The sequence below is a fragment of the Enterobacter sp. TMH.L2 genome (genome assembly GCF_050847315.1).
Classification (GTDB): Bacteria; Pseudomonadota; Gammaproteobacteria; order Enterobacterales; family Enterobacteriaceae; genus Cedecea.
The window spans coordinates 3,890,712-3,905,846 of record NZ_CP193791.1; the positions used below are offsets into that span (position 1 = coordinate 3,890,712).

At 54.9% G+C, this 15,135-nt stretch carries 12 protein-coding genes; all 12 read right to left on the bottom strand.

Annotated elements, in window-relative coordinates; all coding sequences use genetic code 11:
- Positions 1–69 precede the first annotated feature (69 nt).
- A complete protein-coding gene (ftsZ, locus tag ACREYP_RS18640) occupies positions 70–1,221 on the bottom strand; it encodes a cell division protein FtsZ (protein ID WP_008461800.1) in 1,152 nt (383 codons plus the stop codon).
- Between the two features lie 63 nt (positions 1,222–1,284).
- Positions 1,285–2,541 carry a cell division protein FtsA gene (gene ftsA / locus ACREYP_RS18645; protein ID WP_008461798.1) on the bottom strand — a complete coding sequence of 419 codons (1,257 nt, stop codon included), beginning with the start codon at positions 2,539–2,541 and terminating at the stop codon, positions 1,285–1,287.
- Positions 2,538–3,374, bottom strand: coding sequence for a cell division protein FtsQ (gene ftsQ / locus ACREYP_RS18650; protein WP_008461795.1), 837 nt, complete (start codon positions 3,372–3,374; stop codon positions 2,538–2,540). Before ftsQ ends, ftsA begins: the two co-directional genes overlap by 4 nt.
- 1 nt (position 3,375) lies before the next feature.
- Entirely contained in the window at positions 3,376–4,296 is a 921-nt protein-coding gene (locus tag ACREYP_RS18655; protein WP_336818423.1) for a D-alanine--D-alanine ligase, read from the bottom strand.
- On the bottom strand, positions 4,289–5,764 hold the full coding sequence (gene murC / locus ACREYP_RS18660) for a UDP-N-acetylmuramate--L-alanine ligase (protein WP_336818422.1): 1,476 nt from the start codon (positions 5,762–5,764) through the stop codon (positions 4,289–4,291). Before murC ends, ACREYP_RS18655 begins: the two co-directional genes overlap by 8 nt.
- A 70-nt stretch (positions 5,765–5,834) precedes the next feature.
- A complete protein-coding gene (gene murG, locus ACREYP_RS18665) occupies positions 5,835–6,902 on the bottom strand; it encodes an undecaprenyldiphospho-muramoylpentapeptide beta-N-acetylglucosaminyltransferase (protein ID WP_008461791.1) in 1,068 nt (355 codons plus the stop codon).
- Positions 6,899–8,143 carry a cell division protein FtsW gene (ftsW, locus tag ACREYP_RS18670; RefSeq protein WP_039290282.1) on the bottom strand — a complete coding sequence of 415 codons (1,245 nt, stop codon included), beginning with the start codon at positions 8,141–8,143 and terminating at the stop codon, positions 6,899–6,901. The genes murG and ftsW overlap by 4 nt, the downstream gene beginning before the upstream one ends.
- Positions 8,143–9,459, bottom strand: coding sequence for a UDP-N-acetylmuramoyl-L-alanine--D-glutamate ligase (murD, locus tag ACREYP_RS18675; protein WP_336818421.1), 1,317 nt, complete (start codon positions 9,457–9,459; stop codon positions 8,143–8,145). Before murD ends, ftsW begins: the two co-directional genes overlap by 1 nt.
- A gap of 2 nt (positions 9,460–9,461) precedes the next feature.
- Complete coding sequence (mraY, locus tag ACREYP_RS18680; RefSeq protein WP_039290277.1) at positions 9,462–10,544, bottom strand: phospho-N-acetylmuramoyl-pentapeptide-transferase; 1,083 nt, start codon at positions 10,542–10,544, stop codon at positions 9,462–9,464.
- Positions 10,538–11,896 (bottom strand): UDP-N-acetylmuramoyl-tripeptide--D-alanyl-D-alanine ligase, encoded by a 1,359-nt coding sequence (murF, locus tag ACREYP_RS18685; protein WP_336818420.1) that lies wholly within the window; start codon positions 11,894–11,896, stop codon positions 10,538–10,540. Before murF ends, mraY begins: the two co-directional genes overlap by 7 nt.
- Positions 11,893–13,380: a UDP-N-acetylmuramoyl-L-alanyl-D-glutamate--2,6-diaminopimelate ligase gene (murE, locus tag ACREYP_RS18690; RefSeq protein WP_336818419.1), complete on the bottom strand. Its 1,488-nt coding sequence runs from the start codon at positions 13,378–13,380 to the stop codon at positions 11,893–11,895. The genes murF and murE overlap by 4 nt, the downstream gene beginning before the upstream one ends.
- The gene (locus ACREYP_RS18695) at positions 13,367–15,133 is read right to left on the bottom strand and encodes a peptidoglycan glycosyltransferase FtsI (RefSeq protein ID WP_008461778.1); all 1,767 of its coding nucleotides are present in this window, start codon (positions 15,131–15,133) and stop codon (positions 13,367–13,369) included. Before ACREYP_RS18695 ends, murE begins: the two co-directional genes overlap by 14 nt.
- Positions 15,134–15,135 lie beyond the last annotated feature (2 nt).

Sequence of the window (15,135 nt, forward strand, 5' to 3'; positions counted from 1 at the left end):
AGAGTGTATATCACTAACGGCAGGCCAGTTTAGCACAAAGAGCGAATATTCCCAACTTCCGGTTTATTCTTAATCAGCTTGCTTACGCAGGAACGCTGGAATATCCAGATAATCAGGCTCTTTCGCCGTCTGCGGTGTGTTGTCGTTCACCACTTTAGCGGCCGGCTTTTGCTCTTGCGTCAGCGGAGCCATACCGTGCTGCTGGTAGCGATCCATCACCGGCTGCTGTACCTGCTTGTTAGTCACCAAGGTAATCTCAGGACGTTTGTCCATGCCGATCCCAGTAGCAACAACAGTTACGCGCAGTTCGTCGTTCATCTCTGGATCCAGAGAAGTACCGATAACCACAGTTGCGTTGTCAGATGCGAACGCACGAATGGTGTTACCCACGGTTTCGAACTCATCCAGACGCAGGTCGAAGCCAGCGGTGATGTTAACCAACACGCCACGAGCGCCAGACAGGTCGATATCTTCCAGCAGCGGGCTGGAGATAGCCATTTCTGCCGCTTCTTCAGCACGGTCTTCGCCGCTGGCAACGCCAGAGCCCATCATGGCATAGCCCATTTCGGACATAACCGTACGCACGTCCGCGAAGTCAACGTTCATCAGGCCCGGACGAGTAATCAGCTCGGCAATACCCTGCACGGCGCCTTTCAGTACGTCATTTGCCGCACCAAATGCGTCAAGCAGAGAAATGCCGCGTCCCAGCACTTTCAGCAGCTTGTCATTCGGGATAGTGATCAAGGAGTCAACGTGCTTAGACAGCTCGGCGATACCCTGCTCCGCGAAAGCCATACGCTTCTTGCCTTCAAAGTTGAAAGGCTTAGTCACGACGGCAACGGTCAGGATACCCAAATCTTTAGCTACTTCGGCAACAACAGGAGCAGCACCCGTACCGGTACCACCGCCCATACCAGCAGCGATGAACACCATGTCTGCCCCGTCCAGCGCAGCGCGTAAAGCTTCGCGGTCTTCTTCCGCAGCGTTACGACCCACTTCTGGATTTGCGCCTGCGCCCAGACCTTTAGTGATCCCATTACCGATCTGGATCGTCTGGCCGACAGCGGTTTTACGCAGTGCCTGAGCGTCAGTGTTCACCGCAAAGAATTCAACGCCTTCGATGCGTTCACGCACCATGTGTTCAACGGCGTTACCGCCGCCGCCACCGACGCCGATGACTTTAATCACCGCGTCGTTGGTCAGTTCCATAGGTTCAAACATAGTTTCTCTCCGTTTTGTGCCTGTCGCCTGAGACCGCTAATTGTCTCCGGTCTCTTATAAAAATTAAAATTCTTTTCTCAGCCAGCTGTTCAGTCGCTTAAACCATGAGCCAACAGAGGTCCTTTTTTCCACTTCTGCTTCACCACTGAGATGTGACTCTTTCCCGTAGTGCAGCAACCCTACTGCGGTCGAGTAATACGACTCCTGGGCATAATCAGTAAGGCCAGTAATATTCAACGGCTGACCGATACGCACCTGCGTATGGAACACACGCTGAGCACAGGCTGCCAGGCCTTCAATTTGTGCCGCGCCGCCGGTTAACACAATCCCCGCCGCCAGATGATGTTTCACACCCTGCTGGCGAAGCTGTTCCTGTAACTGCAAAATCTCTTCATTGACCAGGTTGAGCAGCTCGGTGTAACGAGGCTCAATCACTTCAGCCAGCGTCTGACGCTGAAGACTGCGTGGTGGGCGTCCACCCACGCTCGGAACCTCAACATTCTCGTCTTTGCCGACGATAGATCCCAGGGCACAACCATGGCGAACTTTAATCGCCTCAGCATCGCTCGGTGGCGTTCCGAACGCATAGGCGATATCGCTGGTAACCACGTTCCCTGCATAAGGGATAACTTTGGTGTGACGCAGCGCACCGCCGGTATACACCGCCATATCCATGGTACCACCGCCGATGTCCACAACACAGACACCCAGCTCGCGTTCATCTTCGGTCAGTACCGCGTAGCTTGCGGCCAGACCGGCGAAAATTAATTGGTCAACTTTCAAACCACAACGTTCAACCGCTTTAACGATGTTTTTTGCCATATCGTTATGGCAGGTAATCAGATGCACTTTCGCCTGCATACGGACGCCGGACAGGCCTACCGGATTTTTGATCCCTTCCTGGTAATCAATAGCGTATTCCTGCGGAATCACATGCAGAACGCGGTGTTCATCGCGAACACGCACTGATTTTGCCGTATGCACCACATTTTCAACATCTTCTTGCGTCACTTCCTCTTCCGAAATCGGCACCATGCCTATCTCGTTTTGGCAGCTGATATGCTTGCCGGACAGCGCCAGGTAAACTGAAGATATCTGGCAGTCTGCCATCAATTCAGCCTGGTCAATCGCCCGTTGAACGCATTTAACCACCGACTCAAGGTCGTTTACTCCGCCTTTGTCCATACCACGCGAAGGGCAGCTGCCCACGCCAATAATATTGACCATACCGTCGGGCAGAACTTCCCCTACTAAAGCGGCAACCTTCGCGGTGCCAATCTCCAGTCCAACTACCAGTTTTCTGTCCGTCGCCTTGATCATCGTTGTTCTGCCTGTGCCTGATTCTGTTGCTGATTCGGATTAGGTACCGGAGGAGGAAGTGCCTCCCAACCTACCGCGGCGCCTGAATCGTATCGCAGGTCGACATAACTGATCCGTTTGTTATCAGCCTGCGCCTGCTGCTGCAGAACCGGGTACAGTTCTACAAAACGATCCAGACGTTTCATCGTGTCGCCCCGACCAAGGTTGAGCTTAATTCCGTTATTCAGCGTCAACTGCCAGGAGCGACGAGCGGTCATAGCCGCTTGTTTCAACGTAAATTTATCCTTTGCCAGCACCACGCCCATGTCACGGTAACCTTGCAGAACTTCGTTTTCGCTGCCTTCCGGGCCGGAAAGCATCGGCAAAGTCTGCTTGCTGGTGCGTTCTGCTGGTACGCTGAAGGAATTTCCCTCTGCGTCAACCATATGCTGGTCATTCCAACGTGCTATCGGCACATATTCAACCAGATGAATCTTCAATTCGTCCGGCCACTGCTTTCTAACGCTTGCCTGCTTGATCCAGGGCAAGCGTTCTATCTGCTGTTGGATGATATTCACATCCTGGGTCATAAAAGTACCCGGAGGCCCCAGGGCCAGAATTGACTGGCGTATATCATCATTACGTGTGTAGTGCCGCTCCCCGGTTACCACCAGCCTGGAGAGTGGTAAACGCTGGGCATCTTCCATCCAGCCCACCACAATCCAACCGCCGATAAACACGCTCAACAATACCGCGCCCAGGAAAATCATCCCTGCCAGACGGGAGCCGTTGCTGCGCCGAGCGCTGGCATTTTCCTCGGCACGATTACGCGCATTCAGTGCAGCCTGCGACATATCAGTCCGCCAGTTCCAAAATACGTACAACCAATTGTGAGAAGCTCATTCCCGCCTGGCGAGCCGCCATCGGCACCAGGCTGTGGCTGGTCATCCCCGGAGAAGTGTTCACTTCTAACAGGTAAAACTGACCATCGCTATCCAGCATCACATCGACCCGGCCCCAGCCGCTACAGCCGAGAATCTGCCAGGCCTGCAGAACTAATGCCTGCAATTCCTGCTCTCTTTGTTCAATTAATCCACCGGGGCAGAAATATTGAGTTTCATCAGAGAGATACTTCGCTTCATAATCATAGAAGGTTCCAGCGGGTTGGATGCGAATAGACGGTAAAATTTCCTCGCCTAAAATCGCAACCGTATACTCCGGGCCACTCAACCATTTTTCAATCAGCACTTCTTCGTCATGCTCGAAGGCCAGCTCAAGCGCGGCTGGCAGCACATCTACGCTGTCCACCTTAGACATACCTACGCTGGAACCTTCACGGCTCGGCTTGACGATAACCGGTAAACCCAATGCAGTAACACGCTCAACCAGCGCTGCGCTCAGGCCAGCTGCAAAATCCTGACGGTTGACGGCAACCCATGGTGCAACGGGTAAACCTGCCCCCTGCCACAGCAGTTTGCTGCGCAGCTTATCCATCGTTATCGCCGAAGCCATAACGCCGCTGCCGGTATAAGGCAGTTGAAGGAATTCCAACAGCCCTTGCAAAGTCCCGTCTTCACCACCGCGACCGTGCAGCGCGATAAAAACCTTGTCAAACCCCTGAGCCTTGAGCTCAAGTACAGACTCGCTTTGTGGATCAAAAGCATGTGCATCAATACCCGCTTCTTTTAATCCGGTCAGCACCGCGCTGCCGGATTGCAGAGAGACCTCGCGCTCGGCAGAGGTTCCTCCCAGAAGAACGGCGATCTTATCAGCCATGACGCCCTTCCTCTTTAGTTTGAGGCTGCAATTTGATTTCAGCCAGGTTTCGGGCGATTTTGCCGATATTCCCGGCACCTTGAACGAGGATCAAATCATTTCCCGTCAACACAGGGGCTAAAATTTCCGCCACTTCCGCATGATCGGAAACTAAAATAGGGTCAACTTTGCCACGGCCGCGAATGGTGCGGCATAAAGAACGGCTATCCGCACCAGGAATGGGTGCTTCACCTGCAGGATAAACTTCCAGCATCACCAGGGAGTCAACCTGGGACAGCACCCCAGCAAAGTCATCATACAAATCACGCGTACGCGTATAGCGGTGTGGCTGGAAAATCATCACCAGATTTTTATCCGGCCAGCCTGCGCGCGCCGCCTTAATGGTGGCATCCACTTCCGTCGGGTGGTGGCCATAGTCGTCCACCAGCATAGCGGTGCCCGCTTTGCCGTTTACCGGTGCCAGCGGATATTCGCCCAGGAAATCGAAACGGCGCCCCGTCCCCTGGAAGCTTTCGAGCGCACGCAAAATAGCGTCGTCTTCGATGCTCTCTTCCGTCGCCACGGCAACCGCGGCAGCCGCATTCAGCGCGTTATGGCGGCCTGGCGCATTCAGTACCACATGCATCTCAGGCTTGTCCTGACGCACAATGGTGAAAAAGCCCTGAGCGCCCTTTTGCTGATAATTTTCAACGCGCACATCCGCGTCGTCGCTAAAGCCATATGTGGTGATTTGACGACCCACGCGCGGCAGAAGCTCACGAATCACCGGATCGTCTACGCACATCACCGCACGTCCATAAAACGGCAAGTTGTGCAGGAAATTAATAAACGTCTGCTTTAAATTTTCGAAGTCGCCCTGGTAAGTATCCATATGATCGGCTTCGATATTGGTCACAATAGAGACCATCGGTTGCAGGTGCAGGAACGAAGCATCGCTTTCGTCAGCCTCTGCAATCAGGTAGCGACTGTTGCCCAGGCGGGCATGGACACCTGCGGCTTTCACCAGACCACCATTTACAAACGTTGGATCCAGGCCCGCTTCGGCATAAATGCTCGATACCATCGCCGTTGTCGTGGTTTTGCCATGCGTCCCCGCAATCGCAATGCCGTGACGGAAACGCATCAGTTCAGCCAGCATTTCAGCACGACGGATGACCGGAATACGCGCTTCGTGGGCAGCAACAATTTCTGGGTTATCCGCAGAAATTGCCGTAGAAACAACAACCACGCTTGCCTCGCGCACATTTTCAGGGCGATGGTTGAAATAAATCGTGGCACCCAGTGCCGACAACTGCTGCGTGACCGGGTTCGGCGCCAAATCGGAACCGCTGATCTGGTAACCTTCGTTAGCCAATACTTCAGCAATACCGCCCATACCGGCGCCGCCGATGCCAACAAAGTGAATGTGCCGGACGCGACGCATCTCAGGCACAATTGAACGCAGTTTCGCCAGTTGTTGTGTATTCATTCTCTAAACCTGCAAGCGGCATGCCGCCATTACATCAAATTTACGGGCGACAATTTGCCACCCACAAGTATTACGCGCGCGCTGCGGCGCTGACTTCGTTTGCTACACGTTCAGTTGCATCAGGAATGGAGGCAGCGCGCGCTCGCTCGGCCATTGCCAGCAGCGTTGCTCTGTCCCATCCGGCCAGGGTACGGGTAACGGCATCCACGGTAAACTGCGGTTGCTCCAGTATTTTCGCGGCGCCCGCTTTTTCCAGCGGCAGCGCATTCCAGTACTGCTGCCGATCTTTGTGCTGGAAAGGAACGAACAAGGCTGGTAACCCTGCAGCCGCGATTTCACTCACGGTTAACGCCCCGGAGCGACAAACCACAACATCAGCCCATTCGTAGGCTGCTGCCATATCATCAATAAACTCGGTGACCTTGTGCTGAGGCTGCCCTGCTTCAGCGTAAGCCTGCTGCACAACCGCCTGACCACCCTTTCCGGTTTGGTGCCAGACAGTCACGGATTCACCTAAACGCCCCGCGACCTGCGGCATGGTTTGGTTCAACACTCGAGCGCCCTGAGAACCGCCGACAACCAGCACGCGAACCGGACCTTCTCTTCCGGCAAAACGCTCTTGCGGCAGCGGTAAAGCAAGCACATCTGTCCGCACCGGATTGCCAACAACGTCCGCTTCAGGGAATGCACCGGGAAAGGCTTGCATTACCTTGGTGGCGATCTTTGCCAACCATTTATTCGTCAGACCGGCAATGCCGTTCTGTTCATGCAAGACAACCGGAATGCCAAGAGACCAGGCAGCCAGACCACCGGGTCCGGAAACATACCCGCCCATGCCCAGCACAACATCCGGCTTCCAAGCTTTCATGATGGCGCGAGCCTGGCGCCACGCGTTAAAAATACGTACAGGAGCCATCAACAAGGCCTTTACGCCTTTGCCGCGCAGGCCAGAAATGCGAATAAAATCGATCTCAATCCCGTTTTTCGGCACCAGATCGGCTTCCATACGGTCCGCAGTACCAAGCCAGCGAATATCCCATCCTTCCGCCCGAAGGTGATGGGCAACGGCCAGGCCTGGGAAAACATGCCCACCTGTACCACCCGCCATCACCATCAATCGCTTCGCTTTGCCCGTCATTTGGCACTCCGTGTAAACGCCTGAGCCTTAGCCAGACGCGTTTCATAATCTATTCTCAACAACAGCATGATTGCCGTGGACATAATCAACAGGCTGGAACCGCCGTAACTGATAAGCGGCAGCGTCAGGCCTTTCGTGGGCAACATCCCCGCCGCAGCGCCAACGTTAACCAGCGCCTGGAAGCTAAACCAGATCCCGATAGAACACGCCAGGAAACCGGAGAAACGCTGATCCAATTCCAGCGCGCGCTTGCCGATGGACATCGCGCGAAAAGCGACGAAGAATACCATCAAAAGTGCAAGCACCACACCGATATATCCCAGCTCCTCGCCGATGATCGAGAAGATAAAGTCAGTGTGCGCTTCAGGCAGATATTCCAGCTTCTGAACCGAGTTCCCAAGCCCTTGTCCCCACAATTCACCGCGCCCAAAAGCCATCAGTGATTGCGTTAACTGGTAGCCGCTGCCGAATGGATCTTCCCACGGGTTCCAGAACGACGTTACGCGGCGAATACGGTAAGGTTCGGCGAGGATCAGCAGGATAACTGCCGAGATCCCCATCCCGATGATCGCGATAAACTGCCACAGCTTTGCTCCTGCGAGGAACAACATCGCCAGCGTAGTGACAAACAGCACAACTACGGTACCAAGGTCAGGCTGGGCTAGCAGCAGAACGGCCATCACCAGAATCACGCCCATTGGCTTCAGGAAGCCGCGCAGGTTATTTCGAACTTCATCCACCTTGCGCACAAGGTAGTTGGCGAGATAACAGAACAGTGACAGCTTGGAAAACTCTGCGGGCTGAATACGCAGCGGGCCGAAAGCAATCCAGCGCGATGCCCCATTAACCGAGCTACCGACGACCAGTACAATCAGCAGCATCACGATCGAAGCCAGCAGCATGGCCGTGCTGTGACGCTGCCAGAAATCCATCGGCAAGCGCAGCGTCACCATCGCCAGCACAAACGCGACGATGATGTAGAGCCCGTCGCGTTTGGCAAACAGGAATGGATCGTTTGCCAGGCGCTGGCCTACCGGCATCGACGCCGAGGTCACCATAATAAAACCGATCGCAGCAAGGCCTAAGGTCAGCCAAAGCAGCGTGCGGTCATACAGCACCATGCTGTTGGCGTCGGCCTCACGGGAGCCCATTACCCACCCTTTTAACGCCGAAGCGACCCAGGCCAGGATACCAAACCCTGGAATACGGGGGACGCGAAGGCGAGGGAGAGATAAACGCATCAGCCTAGCTCCTTCGCTAATTGAGTAAACATGTCGCCGCGTTGTTCAAAGTTTTTAAACTGATCGAGACTCGCGCAGGCTGGAGAGAGCAGCACCATATCGCCAGATTCCACACGGGCCGAGGCAAGCTTCATCGCCTGCTCCATGGTTTCTGTACGCTCGGCAATATCCGGGCGTAACTCAGCCAGTTCAGCACCGTCACGACCAAAGCAGTAAAGGCGTACGCGATCACCCTGCAGGTAGCGAGCTAAAGGTGAGAAGTCGGCAGACTTGCCGTCTCCGCCTAACAAAAGATGCAGAGTTCCTTCAACGTGCAGACCGTTTAACGCGGCTTCAGTACTGCCGACGTTGGTGGCTTTAGAGTCATTAATCCAGCGAACGCCATTCCGTTCCCAGGCCAGTTGGAAGCGATGAGCCAGGCCAGTATAGGTGGTCAACGCTTTCAGGCTGCTGGAACGAGGCAGATTCACCGCATCCGCCAGCGCCAGCGCTGCCAGCGCGTTAGTGTAGTTATGCTGCCCAACCAGTTTCATTTCTTTGGTGTTGAGGATTTTCTCCCCTTTCACCCGCAGCCAGGTGTCACCCTGCTGACGATTAAGATGATAATCGCCGACGTCCACACCGAAGCTGATACAGCGCTCGTCCGCGCCGCGTACCGGCATCGTTAATGCGTCATCTGCGTTGACCACGCAAACTTTGGCATTTTCATAGATGCTCAGTTTTGCCGCACGATATTGCTGCATCCCGAACGGATAGCGATCCATATGATCTTCCGTCACGTTCAGAACGGTCGCCGCCGCAGCCTTCAGGCTATGGGTGGTTTCCAACTGGAAGCTTGATAGCTCAAGAACATAAAGCTCACAGCCTTTGTCCAGCAGCATCAACGCCGGCAGACCAATATTTCCGCCAACGCCCACGTTCACCCCCGCGGCTTTCGCCATCTCTCCCACCAGGGTGGTGACGGTACTTTTCCCGTTGGAGCCGGTAATCGCGACAATCGGCGCCTGGGCCTCTCGGCAAAACAGCTCTATATCACCAATAACCTCGACCCCGGCATCCACCGCCGCACTCAAGGCTGGAGTTGCCAGCGCCACGCCAGGGCTGGCAATAATCAAATCCGCCGCCAGCAACCAGTCCTCATTCAGCGAACCGGTATGACGATCAACGTTCTCAGGCAGCTTATCAAGACCAGGAGGGGAGATACGGGAATCCATTACGCGTGGCGTAATGCCGCGCGCAATAAAGAAATCCACGCAGGACAGGCCCGTCAGGCCCAGTCCAATGATGACAACATTTTTACCCTGGTAATCTGCCATATTTAGCGAACCTTCAGCGTAGCCAGGCCAATAAGCACCAGCATCAGCGAAATAATCCAGAAGCGCACAATCACGCGTGGCTCCGGCCAGCCTTTCAATTCATAGTGATGGTGAATGGGCGCCATACGGAAGATACGCTGCCCTCTGAGCTTGAACGAGCCCACCTGCAGGATCACCGAAAGCGTTTCAACGACGAACACGCCACCCATAATCACCAGCAGGAACTCCTGACGCAGCAGTACCGCGATAGTCCCCAGCGCCCCGCCAAGAGCCAACGAGCCTACATCGCCCATGAAGACCTGAGCCGGGTATGTGTTGAACCACAGGAAGCCCAGGCCTGCGCCGACAATCGCCGTACAGACGATAACCAGTTCACCCGCATGGCGCAGGTAAGGAATGTGCAGGTAGCCCGCAAAATTCATGTTCCCCGTAGCCCATGCCACCAGCGCAAAACCTGCAGCGACAAACACGGTAGGCATAATCGCCAGGCCATCAAGACCATCCGTCAGGTTTACCGCATTACCGGTACCAACAATTACAAAATACGCCAGCAGTACATAGAACAAACCAAGCTGCGGCATCACGTCTTTGAAGAACGGCACAACAAGTTCAGTTGCTGGCGTCCCTTTCCCGGCTGCATACATTGTGAAAGCAACGACCAGTGCAATCACCGACATCCAGAAGTATTTCCAGCGAGCAATCAGACCTTTGGTATCCTTACGAACCACTTTGCGGTAGTCATCGACAAAGCCAACAATCCCGAAGCCGATCAGTACGAACAGCACGCACCAGACGTAAGGGTTCGAGGGATAAGCCCACATCAGCACGGACACCACAATGGCGGTCAGGATCATGATCCCGCCCATGGTTGGCGTCCCTTTCTTGCTAAAGTGCGACTCTGGACCATCGTTACGTACAACCTGCCCGAAGGAAAGTTGCTGTAAACGAGCGATCATCCGCGGTCCCATCCACAGGGAGATAAACAGAGCGGTCAGCAGGCTGACGATGGCGCGAAACGTCAGATAGGAAAAGACGTTAAAGCCGGAATAATATTTGACCAAATGTTCGGCCAGCCAAACTAGCATGCTTGTTTCTCCTGTAATGCGCGAACCACCTCTTCCATGGCCGCACTACGTGAACCTTTCACCAAAATGGTTAAAATTGAATGTTCCGCGATAAGCGCTTTCAAACGCGCCACCACGGCCTGTTTATCGGCAAAATGTTCACCAACTTCTGATGCGTCACTCAGCGTTTTGCTTAACACGCCAACGCTCAAAACACGGTCAATACCTGCGGCTTTTGCCGCTTCGCCAACCTGACGATGGCAAGCTTCGGCTTCCTCACCCAGCTCGCCCATATCGCCAACTACCATCACACGGTAACCCGGCATTTCTGACAGAACCTGTGCCGCCGCGGTCATTGAACCCACGTTAGCGTTGTAGCTGTCGTCCAGAAGCAGTTGATTCTCTGCAAGCTGGATAGGGAACAGGCGGCCCGGCACGGCTTTAAGCTCAGCAAGCCCCGCTTTTACGGATTCGAGCGTCGCGCCAACGGACATCGCTAATGCGGTAGCCGCCAGCGAGTTAGCAATATTGTGGCGACCCGGCAAAGGCAGAATGACATCAACATCGCCCTGCGGCGTATGCAGAGTAAATTCGGTACCGTGGGAGGTGATATGGATATTCGTTGCGGTGAAATCGCTTCCGGCAGCGTTCGGTGAGAAGCGCCAGGTTTTACGATCGCCAATGATCGCCTGCCAGTTCAGCCAGTCGTTGTTATCTGCGTTAAGGATCGCCGTACCGTTTGCCGCGAGGCCGGTAAAGATCTCGCCTTTGGCTTTTGCCACGCCCACCAGGGAACCAAACCCTTCAAGATGCGCAGCCGCCAGGTTGTTTACCAGAGCCGCTTCCGGGCGGGTTAACCCTACGGTCCAGGCGATTTCCCCCTGGTGGTTTGCACCCAGCTCAATAACGGCATAATCGTATTCCGGCGTCAGGCGCAGCAGCGTCATCGGCACGCCAATATCGTTATTCAGGTTGCCAGCTGTATAAAGCGTGTTGCCGCACTGGCGCAGAATAGATGCCGCCATTTCCTTCACGGAGGTTTTGCCGGAAGAGCCGGTTAGCGCCACAACGCGAGTAGGCACCTGCTGGCGAACCCACGCACCTAGCTCGCCAAATGCAAGGCGGGTATCGGCCACAACCAGTTGGGGAACATCAATATCCAGCTTACGGTTAACCAATAATGCGCCTGCCCCGCCTTTCACCGCATCGGCGGCAAAGTCATGGGCATCAAAACGCTCGCCTTTCAGCGCAACAAACAGACAGCCAGCTGTCAGCTTACGGGTATCCGTTGTGACATCAATAATGTCGGCGTCTGCGCCATGTAGCTGCCCATTAAGAATGGATGCCAGTTGCTTCAGGGAGACGCGAATCATGCCACAACCCCCAGCAGGCGCGCTGCGGTAACGCGGTCGGAGTAATCCAGACGACGGTTGCCAACAATCTGATAGTCCTCGTGGCCTTTGCCCGCCAGCAGAACCACATCATTTTCTTTGGCCTGCATAATCGCGTTAGTCACCGCTTCTGCGCGGCCCAGCACAACGTGCGCACGGCCTGCATCCAGCATACCGGTCAGGATATCGTCGACGATGGCCTTCGGTTCTTCGGTGCGTGGGTTGTCATCGGTTACCACCACCACATCGGCATATTGTTCGGCAATACCGCCCATAATTGGCCGCTTACCTTTATCGCGATCGCCGCCACAGCCGAATACACACCACAGTTTGCCGGAACAGTGCAGACGAGCTGCCTGTAGCGCTTTTTCCAACGCATCCGGCGTGTGGGCATAATCCACTACCACGGTAGGTTTGCCGGTAGTGCTGAACACTTCCATTCGCCCACAAACAGGTTGTAGACGCGGGCCTGTGGCAATTAATGCTTCGAGCGGATAACCCAGCGCCAGCAGCGTGGCTAAAGCCAACAGCAGATTACTGACGTTAAACGCGCCCATCAGGCGGCTTTCAATTTCGCCATTGCCCCACGATGAACTGAAGTGAATCGTCGCTCCACCATCGTGATAAACCACTTCATCCGCTTTCAGCCAGCGCCCATGCGCCCCCGGCTCAAGGTTATTTTCCATTGTGACCGCCACGGCATCCGGCAGGCGCGCCAACCAGCGGTGACCCACTTCGTCATCGGCGTTGATGATCGCCTGACCGCAGTCATGCTCGGAAAACAACAGCCACTTAGCAGCTTCGTAATTCGCCATATCACCGTGATAATCAAGGTGATCGCGGCTTAAATTGGTAAACACTGACGCAGCAAACTTCAGCGCCGCCACGCGATGCTGAACCAGACCATGGGATGAAACTTCCATGGCACCAAAGGTTGCACCTTGAGCCTTCAGGCTCGCCAGCACGTGCTGCACGTCTACCGCAGAACCCGTGGTATTTTCTGTCGGCACAACCTGCCCGAGCAGGCCATTGCCTACGGTCCCCATCACTGCGCCGGTTTCATCCAGCAGCTGCGCCCACTGCGCCAACAGTTGAGTCGTTGTCGTTTTGCCGTTGGTGCCGGTGACACCAACCAGACGTAAGGATTCAGAAGGTTGATGATAGAAACGGCCAGCCAATGCAGACAGGCGCTGATGCAGCTGGCTCAGGTAAATGACCGGTACGCCGTGCATCTCGCGAACTTCGCCATCCGCCGCTTCACCGTCCGCTTCTGCGATCACGGCAGCCACACCCTGTGCTATCGCCTGCGGGATATAACGACGCCCGTCCGCCTGATGACCGACCACGGCCACAAAAAGATCGCCCGCAGCCGCCACGCGGCTGTCGAGTGTCATCTCTCGCAGCGCTCTCGCAGGTAGCCCGGCTACCCACGGAGCAAGAAGGTCGCTCAAATTACGATCTGCCACCTGATGCCTCTTTCTGATTAATTACAAATTCGCTTTTCTCACCGGTTGCCAGCGCATCCGGCTCGATGTTCATGGTGCGCAGTACGCCGCCCATGATGGCACCGAACACAGGTGCAGATACGGCACCGCCGTAATACTTACCGCCCTGCGGGTCATTGATAACCACCACCAGCGCAAATCGCGGCTGGCTGGCTGGCGCAACGCCTGCGGTGTAAGCAATGTATTTGTTTATGTATTTACCGTCCGGCCCGACTTTTTTCGCAGTACCGGTTTTAATCGCAATACGGTAGCCCTTAATGGCCGCCTTCACGCCGCCGCCGCCGGGAAGCGCCACGCTTTCCATCATGTGCACCACGGTGCGGACGGTTGATTCAGCAAAGATACGCTCGCCGGGAACCGGCGGGTCAACTTTGGTTATCGACAGCGGGCGATAAATGCCGTAGCTGCCAATCGTTGCGTAGACTCGCGCTAACTGTAACGGGGTTACCATTAGCCCATAGCCGAAAGAGAAGGTGGCCCTCTCTATGTCAGACCACCGTTGTTTTTGAGGATATAAGCCACTGCGTTCCCCGACCAACCCCAAATTGGTCGCTTTTCCCAGTCCAAAACGTGAGTAAGTATCTACTAACGCTGAGGAGGGCATCGCTAACGCCAGCTTAGAAACACCGACGTTACTCGACTTCTGTAATACCCCGGTAAGGGTCAATTCGCTGTACCGCGCCACATCTTTGATCTCATGACCATTAATGCGGTACGGAATCGTATTCAATACGCTATTTTCATTCACCACACCACGCTGCAACGCGGTCATTACCACCATCGGCTTAACGGTGGAACCCGGCTCGAAGACGTCGGTGATGGTGCGGTTACGCATTACGTCTTTTGCCGTGCCGGTTAGATTGTTCGGGTTGTAGGACGGGCTGTTCGCCATCGCCAGAACTTCACCAGTATTAACATCAACCAAAACGGCACTGCCCGATTCGGCTTTGTTGAAGGCAACGGCGTTATTCAGTTCACGATAAACCAGCGCCTGCAGGCGTTCATCAATGCTCAAAGCCAGGTTATGGGCGGCCTGGCTGTCGGTAGAGGAAATGTCTTCGATAACGCGCCCGTAGCGGTCTTTACGCACAATGCGCTCGCCAGGCTGACCGGTGAGCCATTTATCAAAGCTTTTTTCCACCCCCTCGATCCCTTCGCTGTCCACGTTGGTGAAGCCGATGAGGTGAGCAGTCACTTCGCCGGATGGGTAGTAGCGACGAGATTCCTGGCGAAGGTGAATTCCCGGAAGCTTAAGCTTTTTGATGTAGTCGCCAATATCCGGGTTAACCTGACGCGCAAGATAAATAAACCGCCCATTGGGGTTGCTGTTCACGCGGGATGAAAGCTGGTCGAGAGGCATTTTTAGTGCATCGGCTAGCGCTTTCCAGCGGTTGTCCAGCGTGACTCCGCCAGCGTCATGCAATTCTTTCGGGTCGGCCCAGACGGCATTTACCGGTACGCTAACCGCAAGAGGGCGTCCCGCGCGATCGCTTATCATCCCTCGGGAAGTAGACACTTCCTGCACGCGCAATGAACGCATGTCACCCTGACGTACCAGCATGTCCGGGTTGATTATCTGCAGCCAGGCAACACGGCCCAGAAGGAAAGCCAGCGCCAACAGAATGCAACCGCAGAGCAACGCAAAACGCCAACTCACAAAGTTGGCCTGTTCTTCCTGACGTTTTGGTTTAAGCGTTTTTGCCGCTGCTCTCATCT

Coding starts and splice junctions, on each gene's coding strand:
- ftsZ (WP_008461800.1), bottom strand. CDS start 1,221: ATGTTTGAACCTATGGAACTGACCAACGACGCGGTGATTAAAGTCATC.
- ftsA (WP_008461798.1), bottom strand. CDS start 2,541: ATGATCAAGGCGACGGACAGAAAACTGGTAGTTGGACTGGAGATTGGC.
- ftsQ (WP_008461795.1), bottom strand. CDS start 3,374: ATGTCGCAGGCTGCACTGAATGCGCGTAATCGTGCCGAGGAAAATGCC.
- ACREYP_RS18655 (WP_336818423.1), bottom strand. CDS start 4,296: ATGGCTGATAAGATCGCCGTTCTTCTGGGAGGAACCTCTGCCGAGCGC.
- murC (WP_336818422.1), bottom strand. CDS start 5,764: ATGAATACACAACAACTGGCGAAACTGCGTTCAATTGTGCCTGAGATG.
- murG (WP_008461791.1), bottom strand. CDS start 6,902: ATGACGGGCAAAGCGAAGCGATTGATGGTGATGGCGGGTGGTACAGGT.
- ftsW (WP_039290282.1), bottom strand. CDS start 8,143: ATGCGTTTATCTCTCCCTCGCCTTCGCGTCCCCCGTATTCCAGGGTTT.
- murD (WP_336818421.1), bottom strand. CDS start 9,459: ATGGCAGATTACCAGGGTAAAAATGTTGTCATCATTGGACTGGGCCTG.
- mraY (WP_039290277.1), bottom strand. CDS start 10,544: ATGCTAGTTTGGCTGGCCGAACATTTGGTCAAATATTATTCCGGCTTT.
- murF (WP_336818420.1), bottom strand. CDS start 11,896: ATGATTCGCGTCTCCCTGAAGCAACTGGCATCCATTCTTAATGGGCAG.
- ACREYP_RS18695 (WP_008461778.1), bottom strand. CDS start 15,133: ATGAGAGCAGCGGCAAAAACGCTTAAACCAAAACGTCAGGAAGAACAG.